At 69.4% G+C, this 16,870-nt stretch carries 20 protein-coding genes and 1 pseudogene; 5 read left to right on the top strand and 16 right to left on the bottom strand.

The features are described from left to right. Positions 1–5: 5 nt before the first annotated feature. The 3 genes from AWC03_RS09175 to AWC03_RS09165 form a co-directional block, all read right to left on the bottom strand. A complete protein-coding gene (locus AWC03_RS09175; protein WP_085240203.1) occupies positions 6–764 on the bottom strand; it encodes a YoaK family protein in 759 nt (252 codons plus the stop codon). A 150-nt stretch (positions 765–914) separates the two neighbouring features. Beyond that, a complete protein-coding gene (gene dinB, locus AWC03_RS09170) occupies positions 915–2,114 on the bottom strand; it encodes a DNA polymerase IV (protein WP_085240202.1) in 1,200 nt (399 codons plus the stop codon). Between the two features lie 101 nt (positions 2,115–2,215). Next, positions 2,216–2,857: a TetR/AcrR family transcriptional regulator gene (locus AWC03_RS09165; protein ID WP_085240201.1), complete on the bottom strand. Its 642-nt coding sequence runs from the start codon at positions 2,855–2,857 to the stop codon at positions 2,216–2,218. Positions 2,858–2,933: 76 nt separating this feature from the next. Between AWC03_RS09165 and AWC03_RS09160 the strand changes: the two genes are divergently transcribed. Then, on the top strand, positions 2,934–4,403 hold the full coding sequence (locus tag AWC03_RS09160; RefSeq protein ID WP_085240200.1) for a flavin-containing monooxygenase: 1,470 nt from the start codon (positions 2,934–2,936) through the stop codon (positions 4,401–4,403). Here the strand turns inward: AWC03_RS09160 and rraA are convergent. The 9 genes from rraA to AWC03_RS27445 all read right to left on the bottom strand — a co-directional run bounded on the left by rraA (position 4,400) and on the right by AWC03_RS27445 (position 10,023). After that, on the bottom strand, positions 4,400–4,879 hold the full coding sequence (gene rraA, locus AWC03_RS09155) for a ribonuclease E activity regulator RraA (protein ID WP_085240199.1): 480 nt from the start codon (positions 4,877–4,879) through the stop codon (positions 4,400–4,402). The two genes, AWC03_RS09160 and rraA, sit on opposite strands and share 4 nt — an antisense overlap. A 29-nt stretch (positions 4,880–4,908) precedes the next feature. Continuing rightward, positions 4,909–5,349, bottom strand: coding sequence for an Rv3852 family protein (locus tag AWC03_RS28105; RefSeq protein ID WP_085240198.1), 441 nt, complete (start codon positions 5,347–5,349; stop codon positions 4,909–4,911). A gap of 96 nt (positions 5,350–5,445) precedes the next feature. Further along, positions 5,446–5,955 (bottom strand): copper resistance CopC family protein, encoded by a 510-nt coding sequence (locus AWC03_RS09145; RefSeq protein ID WP_085240197.1) that lies wholly within the window; start codon positions 5,953–5,955, stop codon positions 5,446–5,448. Then, a complete protein-coding gene (locus AWC03_RS09140; RefSeq protein WP_167542643.1) occupies positions 5,952–6,605 on the bottom strand; it encodes a YcnI family protein in 654 nt (217 codons plus the stop codon). The genes AWC03_RS09145 and AWC03_RS09140 overlap by 4 nt, the downstream gene beginning before the upstream one ends. 30 nt (positions 6,606–6,635) lie before the next feature. Next, positions 6,636–7,292, bottom strand: coding sequence for a DUF6474 family protein (locus AWC03_RS09135; protein WP_085240195.1), 657 nt, complete (start codon positions 7,290–7,292; stop codon positions 6,636–6,638). Positions 7,293–7,369: 77 nt separating this feature from the next. Next, positions 7,370–7,768, bottom strand: coding sequence for a helix-turn-helix domain-containing protein (locus AWC03_RS09130; RefSeq protein ID WP_085240194.1), 399 nt, complete (start codon positions 7,766–7,768; stop codon positions 7,370–7,372). Between the two features lie 583 nt (positions 7,769–8,351). Next, the gene (locus tag AWC03_RS09125; RefSeq protein WP_067925804.1) at positions 8,352–8,885 is read right to left on the bottom strand and encodes a peptidase; all 534 of its coding nucleotides are present in this window, start codon (positions 8,883–8,885) and stop codon (positions 8,352–8,354) included. Positions 8,886–9,079: 194 nt separating this feature from the next. Next, positions 9,080–9,703, bottom strand: a complete 624-nt coding sequence (locus AWC03_RS09120; RefSeq protein WP_085240229.1) for a superoxide dismutase — start codon at positions 9,701–9,703, stop codon at positions 9,080–9,082. A gap of 164 nt (positions 9,704–9,867) precedes the next feature. Next, positions 9,868–10,023, bottom strand: coding sequence for a hypothetical protein (locus AWC03_RS27445; RefSeq protein ID WP_169716514.1), 156 nt, complete (start codon positions 10,021–10,023; stop codon positions 9,868–9,870). Positions 10,024–10,523: 500 nt separating this feature from the next. Between AWC03_RS27445 and AWC03_RS09115 the strand changes: the two genes are divergently transcribed. Then, positions 10,524–11,567 carry a DUF4328 domain-containing protein gene (locus tag AWC03_RS09115; protein WP_085240193.1) on the top strand — a complete coding sequence of 348 codons (1,044 nt, stop codon included), beginning with the start codon at positions 10,524–10,526 and terminating at the stop codon, positions 11,565–11,567. Further along, positions 11,564–12,388, top strand: coding sequence for a glycerophosphodiester phosphodiesterase (locus AWC03_RS09110; RefSeq protein WP_085240192.1), 825 nt, complete (start codon positions 11,564–11,566; stop codon positions 12,386–12,388). Before AWC03_RS09115 ends, AWC03_RS09110 begins: the two co-directional genes overlap by 4 nt. Here the strand turns inward: AWC03_RS09110 and AWC03_RS09105 are convergent. Together AWC03_RS09105 and AWC03_RS09100 are read right to left on the bottom strand one after the other, a co-directional pair. Beyond that, complete coding sequence (locus tag AWC03_RS09105; protein WP_085240191.1) at positions 12,385–13,587, bottom strand: LCP family protein; 1,203 nt, start codon at positions 13,585–13,587, stop codon at positions 12,385–12,387. The genes AWC03_RS09110 and AWC03_RS09105 overlap by 4 nt on opposite strands. 45 nt (positions 13,588–13,632) lie before the next feature. Further along, positions 13,633–14,436, bottom strand: coding sequence for a DUF2470 domain-containing protein (locus AWC03_RS09100; RefSeq protein ID WP_085240190.1), 804 nt, complete (start codon positions 14,434–14,436; stop codon positions 13,633–13,635). Positions 14,437–14,526: 90 nt separating this feature from the next. On the opposite strand from AWC03_RS09100, the gene pheA reads away from it, so the two are divergent. Then, complete coding sequence (gene pheA / locus AWC03_RS09095; RefSeq protein ID WP_085240189.1) at positions 14,527–15,477, top strand: prephenate dehydratase; 951 nt, start codon at positions 14,527–14,529, stop codon at positions 15,475–15,477. Beyond that, positions 15,474–16,160 (top strand): histidine phosphatase family protein, encoded by a 687-nt coding sequence (locus tag AWC03_RS09090; protein WP_085240188.1) that lies wholly within the window; start codon positions 15,474–15,476, stop codon positions 16,158–16,160. The genes pheA and AWC03_RS09090 overlap by 4 nt, the downstream gene beginning before the upstream one ends. A gap of 7 nt (positions 16,161–16,167) precedes the next feature. On the opposite strand, the gene AWC03_RS09085 is transcribed toward AWC03_RS09090, so the two are convergent. Together AWC03_RS09085 and AWC03_RS09080 are read right to left on the bottom strand one after the other, a co-directional pair. After that, positions 16,168–16,359, bottom strand: a complete 192-nt coding sequence (locus tag AWC03_RS09085; protein WP_085240187.1) for a hypothetical protein — start codon at positions 16,357–16,359, stop codon at positions 16,168–16,170. Beyond that, positions 16,356–16,781 (bottom strand): annotated as a pseudogene (locus AWC03_RS09080) (metallopeptidase family protein). The gene AWC03_RS09085 and the pseudogene AWC03_RS09080 overlap by 4 nt, the downstream one beginning before the upstream one ends. Positions 16,782–16,870 lie beyond the last annotated feature (89 nt).

Below are 16,870 nucleotides of genomic sequence, written 5' to 3'. Positions count from 1 at the left end.
ACGGCTCAGACCGACACCGTCTCCGCGTCTTGGGGAACCGGTTCGTCGCCGCGGCGCTTGCTTTGCAGCAGGTTGGCGCCGGCGACGGTGGCACAGGTTGCGGCCGGGATGAGCAGGGAGTAGCCGCCCAATTCGGCACCGAACACGATCCCGGCTACGCCGCCTCCGAGAAACAGCACGAGCGTCGTCGCCAGGATGGCGGTCTTCAACTTCTGAATCCCGTGTTGCCGGCTGCGGCCGAGGATGAGCCCGAGGTCGGTGACGGTTCCGGTGAAGTGGGTGGTGCGGATCGCCATGCCTCGGAAGCTTGAGGTCATGGCGTTTTGCAGGCCGAGTGCCATGGCGGCGAACAGCGCCTGTACGGCCGTCTGCTCGATCCCGAGTGCATTGATCTGAGCCTTGACCACCGTTTCCTCGACGCCGGCGGCGGCGAGCACGAGCAGCGCGGCCTCGAGGAACAGCACGGCGGCGTGGCGTGGACCCGCGGGGGCTTCGGTGGGAGCGAGGATCGCCCCGGCTATGGTCGCGCCCGTCAGGAAGCCCACGAAGATCGCTCCGAGGACGTGGCCCTCATAGAGCCAGGGGTTGGCGGTGTTCATGCCCAGCTGGGTGGTGATCGCGGTCAGGTTGCCGACGGGCATGGCCAGGATCAGCAGCGCCACCGCGTTGACGAAGCCCGCAGACAACGCGAGTATCGCGCTGTAACCGAGGAGGAGGCCATCGCGGGGCGGTCCGCTTTCGCGGGCTTTGTCCAGCGGCGGCATTGTGTTCGGTTACTCGCTTTCGAGGTCGGGTCTTTCGCCACCCTAACAAGCAGGACGTCGGGCAAGCCGCCGTCTCATGCCTTTCACATCAACTTCAAAACATCGAAAAGGTCTGCAGCGGAGGCGAATTAGCTGGCGCGCCGGGATCGGTCAGTCGGGAAGGTGCGGCATTTCTGTACCCAGATCGCGGCCGATCAACACGCCGCGCATCACGGCGGATTTGCCGAAGCGCTCACGCACCTGGTCGACGGCGGCGTCTACCGCGAGCGATTCCCGGTCAATCGGCAGCATCAGTTGCTGAGCGCCGGTGCGGTCGATGCCCGACACCGTGAAGCCGACCAGCGTGAGCCCGCGCTGCGCGATCAGCGGTGCGGCCGCCGCGACCAGCCGCCGCGCGGCCGCCAGGATCGGCTGCGTCGAGGACGTCGCCCAGGGCAGCGTCCGCGACCGCGTCGCCCGGCCGAAGTCGTCGAACCGCAGGCGCAGCGTCACCGTGCGCCCGGTGCGCCCGGCGGCGCGCATCCGGCCGGTGATGCGGTCGATCAGGTTGACCACCACCGCGTCGATCTCGGCGGGTGACATGGTGTTGCCGTCGCGGCCGAGCGCCCGTTGCGCTCCCACCGACCGGCGGCGCGCACCGGTGGTCACCCGGCGGCGATCGATGTTGCGGGACAGCGCGAACAGCTGGCGGCCCATGGCACCGCCCAGCAGCGAGGCCAGCGTCAACTCGCTCAGCTCGGCCACGTCGGCGACGGTCAGCAGACCGTGGGCGTGAAGTCTGTCGGCCGTTTTGGCGCCGACGCCCCACAGCCGCCGCACCGGCAGCGGGTGCAGGAAGGCCAGCTCCTGGTCGGGCGGCACCAGCAACAGCCCGTCCGGCTTGGCCTCCTGGCTGGCCACCTTGGCGAGGAACTTCGTCCGGGCGATGCCCACCGTGATGGGCAGCCCGACCCGCTCGCGCACGTCGGCACGCAGCCGCGCCCCGATCTGCACCGGCGTCCCGGAGACCCGGCGCAGCCCACCGACGTCGAGAAACGCCTCGTCCACCGAGAGCGGTTCCACGATCGGCGTGCAGTCGCGGAAAACCGCGAACACCGCCTCGCTGGCGCGGCTGTAGGCCCGCATCCGCGGCGGCACCACGGCGGCGTGCGGGCACAGCCGTCGGGCCTGGCCGCCGCCCATCGCGGTGCGGACGCCGTAGGCCTTCGCCTCGTAGCTGGCGGCGAGCACCACCCCGCCCCCGACGATCACGGGGCGGCCCCGCAACGTCGGGTCGTCGCGCTGTTCGACGGACGCGTAGAAGGAATCCAGGTCCGCGTGCAGGATGGACGCATCGCACCGCACGAACATATGTTCGCACGGGCGGGTGACGCCATCCGATGGTGGCGACCTGGGGGCACCTCCCGCTTGCGGGGGACTTCGCCCGGCTACGCCACGCTTGCGATCGCCACTTAGCCCGATTCGCCGTAGATGCTGGTCACCCAGATGTGGGTGAGGGTGTCGACCACCCGGTCCTCGTCCACCGCCGGCGTCTCGGCGGACAGCGCGGCCATCATCGTGCGCTCGTTCATCTGGTTCAGCGAGGTCGCGAGGTCTACCGCCGGAATCGTCTCCGGAGCGGCGCCGCGAGCGCGTTCGGCGGCGATCATCGCCGCCGTCTGGTCGATCCACTTCTGCATGAACCCCAGCCAGACGACGCGCAACTCGGAGCTCGTGGCCAGCGCCTCGGTAGCGGCGCGGGCCAGCCGGCGGTGTGAACTGAACGCCATGAAGAACGCCTTGATGCCGTTACGCCACACCCGGCGGGGATCCTCCGGGAGTCGCTGCACGGCGCCGTCGAACTCGGAGTCGGCGCGCGCGATCACCGGCTCGAGCAGTGAGAGCAGCACCGCCTCCTTGGACTTGAAATAGAAGTAGAACGTCGGACGCGACAGGCCCGCCCCCTTGGCCAGGTCGTCGACGGAGATGTCGGTGAACGAGCGCTGCTCCAGCAGCCGTTCTGCGGTCGCGAGGATCGCCTGCTCGCGGTCGTCGCCCGAGGGGCGGACGGTGCGGCGGCCGCGCAGGGCGCGGGTCTGGCCGGCGGTAGTCACGCCCGCTACTTTACACAGCGTCGAAACTTTCGACACAGCGTTGACTACATCGACAGGGCGTTGATAGCGTGGCGGGATGACTGAGCACCTTGACGTGATCATCGTGGGCGCCGGCATTTCCGGGATCAGCGCGGCGTGGCACCTGCAGGAGCGTTGCCCGACCAAGAGCTACGCGATCCTCGAACGCCGCGACGACCTGGGCGGCACCTGGGACCTGTTCAAATACCCGGGCATTCGGTCCGACTCCGACATGTTCACCCTCGGCTTCCGGTTCAAGCCCTGGCACTCGGCGAAGTCGATCGCCGAGGGCGCCGACATCAAGCAGTACATCAGGGAGGCCGCGGTCGAGAACAAGATCGACCGGCACATCCGCTACCGCCAGCGCGTCGTGGCCGCGGATTGGTCCGACGCCGACAACCGCTGGACCCTGACCGTCGAGTCCGATGGGGAGCAGCGCGAGCTGACCTGCTCCTTCCTGTTCGCGTGCACCGGCTACTACAACTACGACGAGGGGTATTCGCCCACCTTCCCGGGCGCCGAGGACTTCGAGGGCGGGATCGTCCATCCGCAGCACTGGCCGGAGGACCTGGACTACACGGGCAAGAAGATCGTCGTCATCGGCTCCGGGGCCACCGCGATCACGCTGATCCCGGCCCTGGTGAACACGGGCTCCGGCCACGTCACGATGCTGCAGCGCTCGCCGACCTACATCGGCTCGCTGCCCGGGGTCGACCCGTTCGCCGAGCAGACCAACCGGCTGTTGCCGGGCCGCTTGGCGCACATCGCGAATCGCTGGAAAGCCATCGCCTTCAGCACCTTCCAGTACCAGCTGTCGCGGAAGCGCCCGGCCTACATGCGCAAGACGCTGATGACCATGGCCAAGCGGCGCCTGCCCGAGGGCTACGACGTCGAAAAGCACTTCGGTCCCCGGTACAACGTCTGGGATCAGCGGCTGTGCCTGGCCCCCGACGGCGACTTCTTCCGCACCATCCGGCACGGCAAGGCCGACGTCGTCACCGACACCATCGACCGGTTAACCAAGACCGGGATCAGGCTCACCTCGGGCGAGGAACTGCAAGCCGACATCATCATCACCGCAACGGGATTGAACATGCAGTTGCTGGGCGGGGTGCGGCCAACCCGAAACGGTGAACCGATCGAGCTGACGTCGTTGATGACCTACAAGGGCCTGATGTTCTCCGGGGTGCCGAACTTCGCGATCACCTTCGGCTACACCAACGCATCGTGGACGCTGAAGGCCGACCTGGTCTCGGAGTTCGTCTGTCGGCTGCTGAACTACATGGACGACAAGGGATTTGACTTCGTCGAGCCGCAGCACCCAGGAGCTGACGTCGACGAGCTGCCGTTCATGGACTTCAACCCCGGTTATTTCCAGCGCTCGATGCACCTGCTGCCCAAGTCGGGGTCGCGCGCACCATGGCGGCTCAAGCAGAACTACTTCTTCGACATGCGCACGATCCGGCGCGGCAAGGTCGACGACGAAGGCCTGCGATTCGCGAAAAAGCGTGCGGCGGTTGCGGTTTAGGGCTTGACGACGACGATGCCGTCGTCGTCGCTGTAGGCGATCTCACCCGGGGAGAACGTCACCCCGCCCAACGTGACCTCCACGTCGCGCTCGCCGTCCCCGGTCTTGGTGCTCTTGCGGGGATTGGTGCCCAGCGCCTTGATGCCGATGTCGAGGCCGCGCAGCGCGGCGGCGTCACGCACCGCCCCGTGGACGATCAGGCCGGCCCAGCCGTTCGCGCGGGCCAGTTCGGCGATGACATCCCCGACCAGCGCCGAGTGCAGGGAACCGCCGCCGTCGATGACCAGCACACCGCCCGCACTCGGCTGGGAGAGCACCGATTTCAGCAGCGCATTGTCTTCGAAGCAGCGCACCGTGCTGATGGGCCCGGCGAATTGGTGGCGGCCACCGAACTGGCGGAATTGGACGTCGCAACTGCGCACGTCGGGTCCGATGTCGTCGACGAGGTCGGCGGTCGGCTGGAATGACACGGTCACGTCTGACACGGTAGCGGCTAGGACTACCGTCAGTGGCGCCGCAGCTGCCGGATCAACAGGATCGCCAGCAGGCTGACGGCCAGGGCTACGATCAACGGCACCGGCGACTGGCTCAGGACCGAAGCCGGGACGTCGGGAGAAACCGGGTTGTTGGCGGCGTCGACTGTGGATTTGGCTTGTGCCGCAGCATCTTTGGCGGCCGCCGCGAGGTCACCGTTGCTTTCGATTCGCTGCTGCACCTCGAGCGGTGGCTCGGCGGCCTTTACGGGGGGCTGGGCGGCCTTGGCGGGCGCCTTCTTCGCCGGAGCTTTCTTGGCGGGTGCTTTCTTGGCGGGTGCCTTTTTCGCGGGCGCTTTCTTCGCGGGAGCTTTCGCGGCCTTCTTGACCGCCTTGGCCGGAGGCTGCTTCTCCGGCGGCGGGTTCGATGCGCCGTCGGGTTCGCTGTTGGGTTGGTCCTGCGGGTCTGCCATGCGGCCGCTCCTTGAGCTTTCCTCAGTAGTTTTCTAGCCCACGCGGGTTCTTCGAACCCATCATGCCAGCACGGCCGCGACCGCCTCGGCCGCCGGTCACGGTCGGCGCCGCAGGGCCCACACGGCGCCGCCGGCGACGAGCAGCGCCGCCACCGCGACGAACGGCCACACCGGGACCGCTGAGTCCCGGCCACCGGCCGGGCCGGCGCCCACCGGGGGTCCCGGCGTGCCGGTGCCCGGCACCGTCAACCGAAACGACCAGGATCCGGAGACCACGTGACCGTCGGCGGAGGTCACGCGGTAGTTCACGGTGTAGGTCCCGGCCGGCCCGAGCGGTCGCAGGCCGATGCCGACCACCGCGCCCCGCACGGTGGGGTCGCCGGCGGACCACACGTTGCCGTCGGGCCCGACGACGGTCATGGCCGCGAACGTGGTCTGCAGCTGTTCGTTGAAGGTGGCGCTCACCCGCTCGGGCCCGGTCGTGAGGACCGCGTTGTCGGCCGGATCGGTGGCGATGCGAGCGGCGTGCGCCGAGACCGGCGGTGCCGTCAGGGTGGCGATCACCAGCAGGGCGCCGACGCATGCGGCGGTCGCCAACCGCCTCATGCCCGTCGGCGGATCAGCGCAATGAAGACTCCCAACGCGGCGACCACCAGGGCCGCCCCGCCCAGCAGCCGGGCGGTGTTGTCCGCGGATCTGGGCTGCGGCGCCGCGGTCGCGTGCTCGGCCGGCTGCGCCGGGTGGTGGTCGTGCGATGCCACGGGTCCGGCGGCGAGTGTCAGTGCGGGCGCCGGGTATTCGGGCTCACCGCCGCCGGGCTGCGGCGGCTGGTCCCACTTCACGACGGTGCCGTCGGAGTAGGTCTGCGTGGTCGGGAAGCTGACGGTCTCGGTGTCGGGCAGCTTCACCGAGAGCCGGAACAGCGCGAATTGGTCGGCGCCGATCCCGCCGCCCGGCGCGGCCGTCCACGTCACCGAGTGCACGGTGCCCGATGCCGCGTCGCGGTCGAGCTTGGCCGTCCACCCCGGCATGCTCTCCGCCCGCGCCGAGGCCACGTTGGGCAGGGCGACGCTCAACGCCGTGGTCACCGCGCCCGTGTTGGATTCGTTGGGGACCTGAAAGGTGACGACCGCCACGGCGCCGCGCACCGCGTCGTCGCTGCTGGCGTGGACGTGCGCCCACGCCGCCGGAAGGTGCGCCGCCGCGCCGAGGTAGAGCGCGATGGCGGCGGCCGCCGCGATCGGGAAGCGGGCCATCGTCGACAATCTGCGCCGGTGCATCGCTGGTCAGCCCAGACCCAGCCGGGCCATCAGGTCCGCCTCGATACCGTCGAGCTGCGAGGAGATCGCGGCATGGGCAGCCCGGCGTCGCGCGGCCGGCATGTTCTCCGCGGCGGTGACAGCCGCCGACAGATCGGTGAGCCGTTCGCTGATGGCCGCCACGAACTGTTTGGTCTCGGCGTCCTTGGGTTTCTTGTCCTGGACGGCCCGCAGGGACTTCTCCGCTCCGGCGATCCGGGCCGACAGCTGCGCGCCGTGGCCGGAGAACTGCCCGATCTGGGCGAGCGGGATCCCGAGTCGGTCCGCGCGGCGCTGATCGATCAGCGCACGCGCCGAGACGGCGCCGCGATAGATGACCGGCGTGAGGATCGGCGCGAGCAACCGGGAGACGGTCAGCGTCCGCCTGATGCGCGACGGCGACAAGATCTTGCCTTCCCGCGCCGCTTTGAGCTCGGTCTCGGCGACTTTCAACGCGGTCCGGTCGCTGTCCCGTTGGGCCTTGATCTGCGCTTTGAGGGCCTTGGCCTCGGCCCGTTGGGCCGCCTTGTAGCGGCGGGTCTCGTTCTTGGCGGCGAGCTTGGCCTCCAGCTTCGCGCGGGCCTTGATCGCACGGGCTTCGGCGCGACGCGTCGCGCGACTTTTTCGCTTGGGGAACAGGCCCATTCCCTCACCCTAATCGGAATGGGCGGGAGGGAGCCCTCCAGGTCGGGGCCGGCGGCCGCGTTCGGCGCGGCCTTGCGCTATGCGTCCAAGTGCTCCGCGCGGCGCAGCTCGTTCACCCGCTGCATGACCTCGTGCTGGGCCTCGGGGGACAACTCGGATGCGCGCACGGCGATGCGGCGCACCCCGTCGTCGCGCATCGTGGCCAGCAACGACAACTCCTTGTCGAGCTTCTCGTAGTACTCGTCGTCGGTGAAGTAGGCCGGTTTGATGCGGAAGAAGTTGGCCAACGCGGCCATGGTCGCCGCCGACGGGTTGGTGCGGTTCCCCGACCGCAACTGCGAGAGGTAGGGAGCCGACATCGTGACGCCCTCTGCCTTGAGCGCCGCGATCACTTCCGCGGAGGTGTGCGGCCCGCGTCCCGGGGGATACACCGTGTCGAACAGGCGGTTCAGGCGAGCAGCGAACGTCGTGCTCATTGGATATGACCTCCACTTGGCTGTAGAAGTGAACTATTACCTAGGTGTATTTGCTGGTCATGGTAGCGAGGGTTGGTATGCCTAACCAGGTGCAAACCCCCACGTAGTCGGGCCGGGCGTAGCTGAAGCTTGCCGATGCCACACTTTACGAGCGTCTAACTGATTCGCTGAGGTGTCCACTAAATAGTCGAAACTCACAGGTTATACGCAGAATTGGACCGCGAACCCACGGTGGCGGGGCGGCGGCGGAGTCCTCGGCGAAGTGTAATATGCGGACGTGCTGGGTGGTCGTACCGCAACCGAGCAGCAATTTATGATTGCTTAACGCCTTATTTGCTGTCGAGTCCGTCGCGCGTCCGGAAATCGGTGGCCGTGGCCGTGTCGGGAATGCGAATCGGCGTTCTCCATCGAGGTGTCTCTCCCGGCACCGTGCTCTTTCGCCGGGCCCGCAGCGCTGAAGCCGGTTACGGAATTCGCGAGCGACCGCCGTCGACCGGCGCCACCGCGGCGCGCCCGCGAACCGGCCGACCGTGACCGCGAACCCTTCAACCCGGTGGGGTCGGCGCGCGTGACGGGCGAGCGGTTATGCCGCAAGCAGCATCGCCAGAATGGCGGTGTCCGGGTGGGAGATGGGGTCGACGCCGACTCGGCTGACCATGGACGTGATCGTCCCGTCGGCTTCGGCTTCCACCCAGGCCGCCCGGTGCTCGAGACCCAGGTAGGGCAATCCCGGGAGCAGGACGCATCCCGACGCCGCACCGCTGCATTCCGGCAGGGAAGGCGTGGTCTCCGAGGGCGGATGCAACATCAGCAGCGCCGGGGGCTGATGATCGGCGAAATAGCCTGGCTGTATTGCCGATTCACCGAAGACCGTGCCTTCGGCGAGCACCAGGCCGACGGTGCCCGGCTCCGGCGCGTCGGGTAGCTCCTCCCGGGCGCCGAACACCGTTGTGGTGGAGAGCAATCCGGGCAACGACGCCACCCTGACCGCGACCATGAGCAGCTGGGCCCACTCCTTGGTCGAATCGGGCCAACGCCCGGAGATCACGAACCCTTTCAGGGCACCACGAGCATGGAAAGGGGATACCCCTATCGGGCGGTCAGACCCAGTCTCCATTTCGACCTCCGCGCGACGCCTCCGTCCGATTAACCACACTGTTAGCTCGAATGATTCAGCATGCCTGCGGGTTCGGCACCGTGCAAGCCGACACGGCTAGTGGCGCACATGTTCTCCGAATGCCCGATTCCAAGCCAAGCAAACGACAGGGGCGCCGCGCAAGCCGCGCGACGCCCCTGCCGATCGATGTTGACTCAGCCGGCGATCAGCCCCGTGGTCTTCGAGGTTGCCGCCGCGTAGCGATCCTGGACGTCCGCCCAGTTCACGACATTCCAGAACGCCTTGGCGAAGTCCACCTTGACGTTCTTGTACTGCAGGTAGAACGCGTGCTCCCACATGTCGAGCAGAAGCAACGGGATGATCCCGAGCGGGAAGTTGGACTGGTGGTCGTACACCTGGAAGATCAGCAGCTTGTTGCCCAGCGTGTCCCAGCCGAGCGCGGCCCAGCCCGACCCTTGCACGGTGGTGGCGGCCGCGTGGAACTGTGCGCGGAAGTTGTCGAACGACCCGAAGGCATCGTCGATGGCTGCGGCGAGCTCACCGGTCGGCTTGTCGCCACCGTTGGGGGAGAGGTTCTTCCACCAGATGGTGTGGTTGACGTGACCGCCCAGGTTGAACGCCAAGTTCTTCTCGTTCAGCAGGATCGCGGCGTGGTCGTCCTTGGCGCGCGCCTCCTCGAGCTTTTCCAGGGCAGCGTTGGCGCCATTGACGTAGGTGGCGTGGTGCTTATCGTGGTGAAGCTCGTTGATCTGGCCGGAGATGTGCGGTTCCAGCGCTCCGTAGTCCCAATCCAAGTCGGGCAAGGTGTATACGGCCACGGCATTCCTTTCTTCGGTTATCGTCTTGGCGCTCATGCGCGCGGGGCTGCCACGCGGCGGCCAGCCATATTCAACCCTGCTCCATGACCGGGCACACCGCAAGGACGGCAGCAATGGGGCGCGGACGCCGGATACCCGCTTAACGGGATCTCAAGCCAAGGCCGTCAAGACAAGACGATGAGGATGAGAACCGCCAGCAACGCGAGGGCGATCAGCCCGGCGCGCAATGCGGCGACGCTGTAGCTGTGGTTCCACGCGGGCGAGCCGGAGTGCGACCTCGAGGGGGCCGGTGAACCCGGACCGAACGAATGCGTGGCCATCAATCGCCTTTCACCCGCCCCTCACCTCACGACAGTGAGGTGAGTCACAAACAATTTTTCGCGAACGCGATCATAGCGCCTCAAGCCGCGCTTGGAAAACAACGCACTGAACTGCGCATTGGCGGAGGAGACCCGGGCGGGGATGTGACCGGCGGTCACTCAAGCCGCGCGCCGAGTGCTTAGGAAGGCAACCCATTTCGCTCGGTGGCTATGGCGGGCTGTCGATGACGAGCCCGTGAGACCGCGGTGTTATCCACATGTGGAATCGCCGGTGGCCGGTAGCGCTGTGGTAATGCTGTCCTTACCCACGATGGCCGTGTGGATAAACCTGTGGAAACTGTGGATAGTCACAAGCCGCGAACTAGATAGCCGACGGCCTCGCGCTCCAGCCCGCTCGCCGCGTCCCGCGGCGCGCATCGTCGCGAGGCGGTGCTGAATTGCCCCGCTTCTCCGCCCGCCGCGTCCCGCGGCGCGCATCGTCGCGAGGCTAGGCTAGTCCGGTGATCCAGGTGTGCTCCCAATGTGGCACTCGGTGGAACGTTCGCGAGCGGCAACGCGAGTGGTGTCCCCGTTGTCGGGGAGCGCTGATGGCACCCTTGCCAGACGCGCCGGCGCCCGACCCGCGGTGGGGCGCACCCGGCGCCGCGCCGGCCAGTCGGCCGTCCGCGCCCCGGGGATGGCAGCGCACCCCGCCGCGGCTGCCGCCGGGCTTCCGATGGATCGCGGTCCGTCCCGGCGCCGCTCCACCCACCAGGCACGGCCGACGGCCGCTCGGCCCCACTCCGCGCTATGCGGTGATGCCGCGCTGGGGCCTGACCGACCGTGTGGAGCAGACGCCGGCGGCAGCCCAAGCGGAGACACATGCGCCGTCCGCGCCGATGATCCGCATGACGCTGTTCGTCAGCGTGCTCACCCTCGGCATCGCCGCCCTGGTCTACGCGGTGCGGTACGTGCTGCTGATCATCAACCGGAACACCTTGTTGAACTCGTGGGTGGCCGCAGGAGCGGACTGGCTCGGCATCCTGGCCAGCGTGGCGGCGATCGCGGCGGTGTTCACCTCCGGGGTCATGCTGATCCGCTGGCTCACCGCCCGACGCGCCGCCGTATTCGCCTACCACGGTCTGCCCGAACCGCGGTCCACGCGAACGCTGTGGGCCGGGTGCGTCGTGCCGCTGGCCAACCTGCTGTGGGCCCCGGTCTACGTCATCGAGCTGGCGATCCTGGAGGAGCACTACGGCCGGATACGTCGACCCATCGTGCAGTGGTGGATCGCATGGGTCGCCAGCTACCTGGTCTCCGTCTTCGCCATGGCCACCAGCTTCGCCAGCGACGCCCAGGGCATCGCCAACAACACGATGACGATGGTTTTCGCCTATCTGCTCGCCGCGCTCACGGTGGCCGCGGCCGCCCGGGTCTTCGAGGGCTTCGAGCGCAAACCGGTCGAGCGGCCCGCGCACCGCTGGGTCGTGGTCTCCGACGACCCGGCGCCGACATCGCGCCCGGTTGAGCTGGAGGGGCAGGAAGCGGCAGCATTAGGCGTATGACGTGGGCCGAGGAGGTGCTCGCCGGGCACCCCTTTGTGGTAGCCCACCGCGGCGCGTCGGCCGCCCGGCCCGAACACACGCTGGCCGCCTACGATCTCGCCCTGAAAGAGGGCGCCGACGGCGTGGAATGCGACGTGCGCCTGACCCGCGACGGCCACCTGGTCTGTGTCCACGATCGCCGGCTGGACCGGACCTCGACCGGGGCCGGCTTGGTCAGCACGACGACCCTCGCCGAGCTGCGCGAGCTCGAGTACGGCGCGTGGCACGACAGCTGGCGTGAAGACGGCACCCACGGTGACACCAGCCTGCTGACGCTGGACGCTCTGGTCTCGCTCGTTCTGGACTGGCGCCGCCCGGTGAAGCTCTTCATCGAGACCAAGCACCCGGTCCGGTACGGCTCGCTGGTGGAAACCAAGCTGCTGGCGCTGCTGCACCGCTACGGCATCGCCGCCCCGGCTTCCGCCGACCGGTCCCGCGCCGTGGTGATGTCGTTTTCGGCGGCCGCGGTCTGGCGGATCCGGCGGGCCGCTCCGCTGCTGCCGACCGTCCTGCTCGGCAGGACGGCGCGCTACTTGACCAGCGGCGCGGCCACCGCCGTCGGCGCCACCGCCGTCGGGCCTTCGTTGGCGACGTTGAAGGAGTATCCCCAGCTCGCTGACCGCGCGATCGCCCAGGGCCGGGCCGTGTACTGCTGGAATGTCGACGAGTACGACGATCTCGACTTCTGCCGTGACGTCGGCGTGGCCTGGCTTGCCACCCACCACCCGGGCCGGACGAAGGCCTACCTGCAGAACGGCCGCGCCGGCGAGCGCGTCGACTAGCCCGCCGGAGTCGTCGGCACGGGCGCGTCCGAGGCCAGCGCCTCGAACAACCGGCTGGCCTCCTCGTGGTTCCACACCACCACCGATCCGGCGTCGCCGTCGCTGAACTCCCCGATCGGGACGGTCACGGTGGTCGGCGAGCCGTGCAGCCCCCAGCCGAGCCGGGCCAGGTCCCATACGTGGTCGCCGCGGTCAACGGTCAGCGCGTCGGCGACCGCGCGCGGCACCGAGTACCAGCGCCACGGGTTCAGCCACACCGTGGGGCTGCCTGCGGCGCGCAGCAGCGCCGCGACGAATTGCCGCTGGTTGACCATCCGGTCCAGGTCGGCGCGCGGGGTGTCGCGCGTCCTGACGTACCCGAGGGCGTTGCGGCCGTTGAGTTTCTGGCAGCCCGCGGGCAGGTCGATGCCGGCCAACGGGTCGTTGACCGGCGCCGTCGGACACACCGTCACCCCGCCCAGCGCGTCGACCACGGCGGCGAACCCGCCGAATCCGATCTCGGCGTAGTGGTCGAGGCGCAACCCGGTGGCCTGCTCCACCGTCTGGACCAGCAAGGTGGGGCCGCCCATCGCAAAGGCCGCGTTGATCTTGTCCTTGCCATGGCCGGGAATGGGGACGTAGGAGTCCCGCGGTATCGACACCATCGCCACCCGCCCACCGGACCACGGCTCGGGCAGGTGTACCAGCAGGATGGTGTCCGTCCGGCTGCTGCCGATGTCACCGCCGGTGGCCAGGGCCTCCTGCTGCTCGGGGGTGAGACCCTGGCGGCTGTCGGAGCCGACGAGCAACCAGTTCGTCCCTCGGCCCGCTCCCGGGCGTCCCGGGTAGTCGGTGAGAACGTCGTCGCGGTGCAGCCTGCTGTCGAACCACACGGCCCCGCACACCGCCCCGATGCCGGCCAGTAGGACGCCGATCATCAGCGCCGAAGCGAGGGCCCGCGTCCAGCGGCGCCAGCCGCGTCGGCGCCGCGCGCCCGGCGGCGTGGGCCGGGGTGGCGGCCCGGCCGGTTCACGGGTGCGCGGCGCCGGTGGGACGGGGCGCGGCGGGTCCACGGGGCGCGGCGACGGGGGCGGTGGGGGCGTGGCCCGCCGCAGCGGCGTGGTCTGCTCTGCGGGTGTCGCAGGCCGCGCCCCGCGGCGAATCACCGGCGACGGCTCGGTACGCGGGTCGGGCCGCTGCGCTGGTCGATCGCCGTTCACCTGGTTAACGTACGCGGCCGGGGCGGCCCGACACGACCGGTTCGGCTACCGGCGGGCGCGCAGGCCGTTGATGAACGGGCACCCCATCAGCACGCGGATGGCCTGGCTCAATCCGGTCATGTCGTCCACCGGCTTGTGGAACGGCAGCCGGACGTCGTGGTCGCGGTCCTTGCCTTCGACGCGGAATCGCACACCGTAGCGGTCCAGGCCGAGCGGGCGGACCTGCCCGCGCCGCAACGGCGCCGGGAGCCGGGACACCAGCCGCGCGACCACATCGCTGTGGGCGGTGTCCAAATGCCACAGCAGGTTCGACTCGATCTCACAGAACGGGTCGGGCCGGGCCGCGAGGAGAGCCTCGACGCTGACGGGCTCGGCGCCGGTGGCGTCGGTGACGACGACGGACGCGATCTCCAGCCGGACCAGCGTGTACCGCGGCTCCTGCCCGTCCCACGGCGCGCACCGCGGGGTGTCGACCTGGAGCAGGGCCGGGTGCGGCCACTCGGCGGCGATCTGGTCGACGGTGGCGGCGACCTCGGTCGGCTGGAATTCGCGCAGGCGCCCGCGTACCCACACCAGCGAGCGCACCGGTTCCCGCAGCGGCAGCGGTGCGTAGTCGGTCAACTCGAGGAGCGCCTGCGATCCGGCGACGCCGCTGTCGGGTTGGCCGTCCCCGGCATTCGGGAGCGCCAGCGCGAACGAGCCGTCGGGCAGCAGGTGATGGACGGGCGTGACGACCGGATCCTGGCGCGCGTGCGGGGCTTCCAGCGCCAGGAGCGCGCCGCCGGCGCGTACGCACGCGCTGCGGATCCGTTCGGCCGTCGTCGGGGCGGGGCACGTCAGCGGTAACACCGTTCTCCTTCAGTTAGGTAAGCCTAAGTTAACTCAACGGCGTGGATGCCGCAAGAGCCGTCCGGCGCCGGTCGCCGCTAGGGTTGGGGCGTGGTCGGCATCGCTTATCTCGGTCCGGAAGGGACCTTCACCGAGGCGGCGCTGTTGCAGATCACGGCCGCCGGCCTGATTCCCGGCCAGGGGCCCGGCGAGGTCCGACGCTTGCCGATGGACAGCACCGCCGCGGCGCTGGACGCCGTCCGCGATGGCAGTGCCGAATACGCGTGTGTCCCCATCGAGAACTCGATCGACGGGTCTGTGACCCCCACCCTGGACAGCCTGGCCACCGGCTCGCCCCTGCAGGTATTCGCCGAGACGACCCTGGATGTCGCGTTCACGATCGTCGTCAAATCCGGTCGCGCCGCCGGCGATGTGCGCACGCTGGCGGCATTTTCCGTGGCCGCCGCGCAGGTGCGGCACTGGGTCGCCACCCACCTGCCCGGCGCCGAGCTGCGGCCCGCGTACTCCAACGCCGACGCGGCGCGTCAGGTGGCCGAGGGGCAAGCCGATGCCGCGGTGACGTCGCCGCTGGCCGCCACCCATTGGGGGCTGGCCGCCCTGGCCGACGGTGTGGTCGACGAGCCCAACGCCTGCACCCGCTTCCTCCTGGTCGGCCTGCCGGGGCCGCCGCCGGCCCGCACCGGCGCCGACCGGACGTCGGTGGTGCTGCGCATCGACAACGCGCCCGGTGCGCTGCTCGGCGCGCTGACCGAATTCGGCATCCGCGGCATCGATTTGACCCGGATCGAATCCCGCCCGACCCGGACGGCCCTGGGCACGTACGTGTTCTTCGCCGACTGTGTGGGCCACATCGACGACGACGCCGTGGCCGAGGCACTCAAAGCGCTGCACCGGCGTTGTGCAGATGTGCGATACCTGGGATCTTGGCCGACGGGCTCGCCCGCCGGCGTGCTGCCGCCGCCTGCCGACGAGGCGGCCCGCTGGCTGGCGCGGCTGCGAGAGGGCAAACCGGAAACCACGGCCGGGGGGAGCGAGCTATGACGGGCCGGCTGGTGCTGCTGCGACACGGCCAGTCCTACGGCAACGTCGAGCGCAGGCTCGACACCCGGCCGCCCGGGGCGGAGCTGACGCCGCTGGGCCGCGACCAGGCCCGCGCCTTCGCCCACGGCGCGGGACGGCCGGCGCTGCTCGCTCACTCGGTGGCGATCCGCGCGTCGCAGACGGCCGCGGTCATCGGGGGCGAGCTGAAGTTGGACGCCACCGAGGTGGCCGGCATCCACGAGGTCCAGGTCGGCGCGCTGGAAGACCGCAGCGACGACGACGCGGTCGCGGAGTTCAACGCGATCTACGAGCAATGGCACCACGGTGACCTCGACGCCCCGCTGCCCGGCGGGGAAACCGGCAACGACGTCCTGGACCGCTATGTGCCGGTGCTCACCGACCTGCGGCTGCGTTACCTCGACAACCATGACTGGACCGGCGACATCGTCGTCGTCAGCCATGGCGCCGCGATCCGGCTGGCCGCCGCGGTGCTGGCCGGGGTGGACGCCGGCTTCGCGCTGGACAACCACCTGGACAATGCCGAATCCGTGGTGCTGGCTCCCATCACCGACGGGCGGTGGAGCTGCGTGCGGTGGGGAACCCTGACGCCGCCGTTCTACCCCGAGACCGACGCCACGCCCGTCGCGGACGCGGTGCACTCGAGCACCGACCCGATGGGCTGACCGTCGATCAAACGGCCAGCGCGACGGATTCGCAGCACTCGCAGCCGACCGCGTCGCAGTCGACGACGAAGGCGTGCGGCAACAACTCGGGACTGAAGCAGTCCGGCTCCGTGCATTCCGAGCGGCGCAGGGCATGGCGAATGATGGTGCCGTGACAGTGCTCTAGGCCCACCCGGCAGTCGCGGCAGTCAGCACTCATAAGCCGTTCATAGCACCGGCCGCGGACAAATCCGGGATGCCGCGCCCATAAAGTCGGCACGGCTGGTGTCGTCAGGCCCAGCCCAGTTCTTCCAGCCGGTGGTCGTCGATGCCGAAGTGGTGGGCGATCTCGTGGATCACCGTGATCGCCACCTCCTCGACCACCTCGTCGTCGGACTCGCAGACGTCCAGCAGCGCCTCGCGGTAGATGGTGATCGCATCCGGCAGCGACCCGGCGTAGTCGGAGTCACGTTCGGTCAGGGCGACCCCCTCATACAGCCCCAGCAGGTCGCCGTCCTCGGGGTGACGGTCGTCGACCAGAACGACGACGTTGTCCATCGCCGCCGCCAGCCCGGGCGGGATCAGGTCGAGCGCGTCGGAAACCAGTTCGTCGAACCGCTCCGGATCCATCCGCGCGGGCACGCGGTCAGCCCCCGGGCGCGGGCGCGGCGGGTGGGGCCTCCGGCGCCGGGGGCGCTCCGGCGTCCGCGGGAGGGGGAGGTGCCTGAGGG

Origin of the sequence: Mycobacterium europaeum (genome assembly GCF_002102155.1) — a bacterium.
Classification (GTDB): Bacteria; Actinomycetota; Actinomycetes; order Mycobacteriales; family Mycobacteriaceae; genus Mycobacterium; species Mycobacterium europaeum.
Note: the sequence above shows the minus strand (reverse complement) of the source record. Positions and strands in the feature narration are given on the sequence as shown.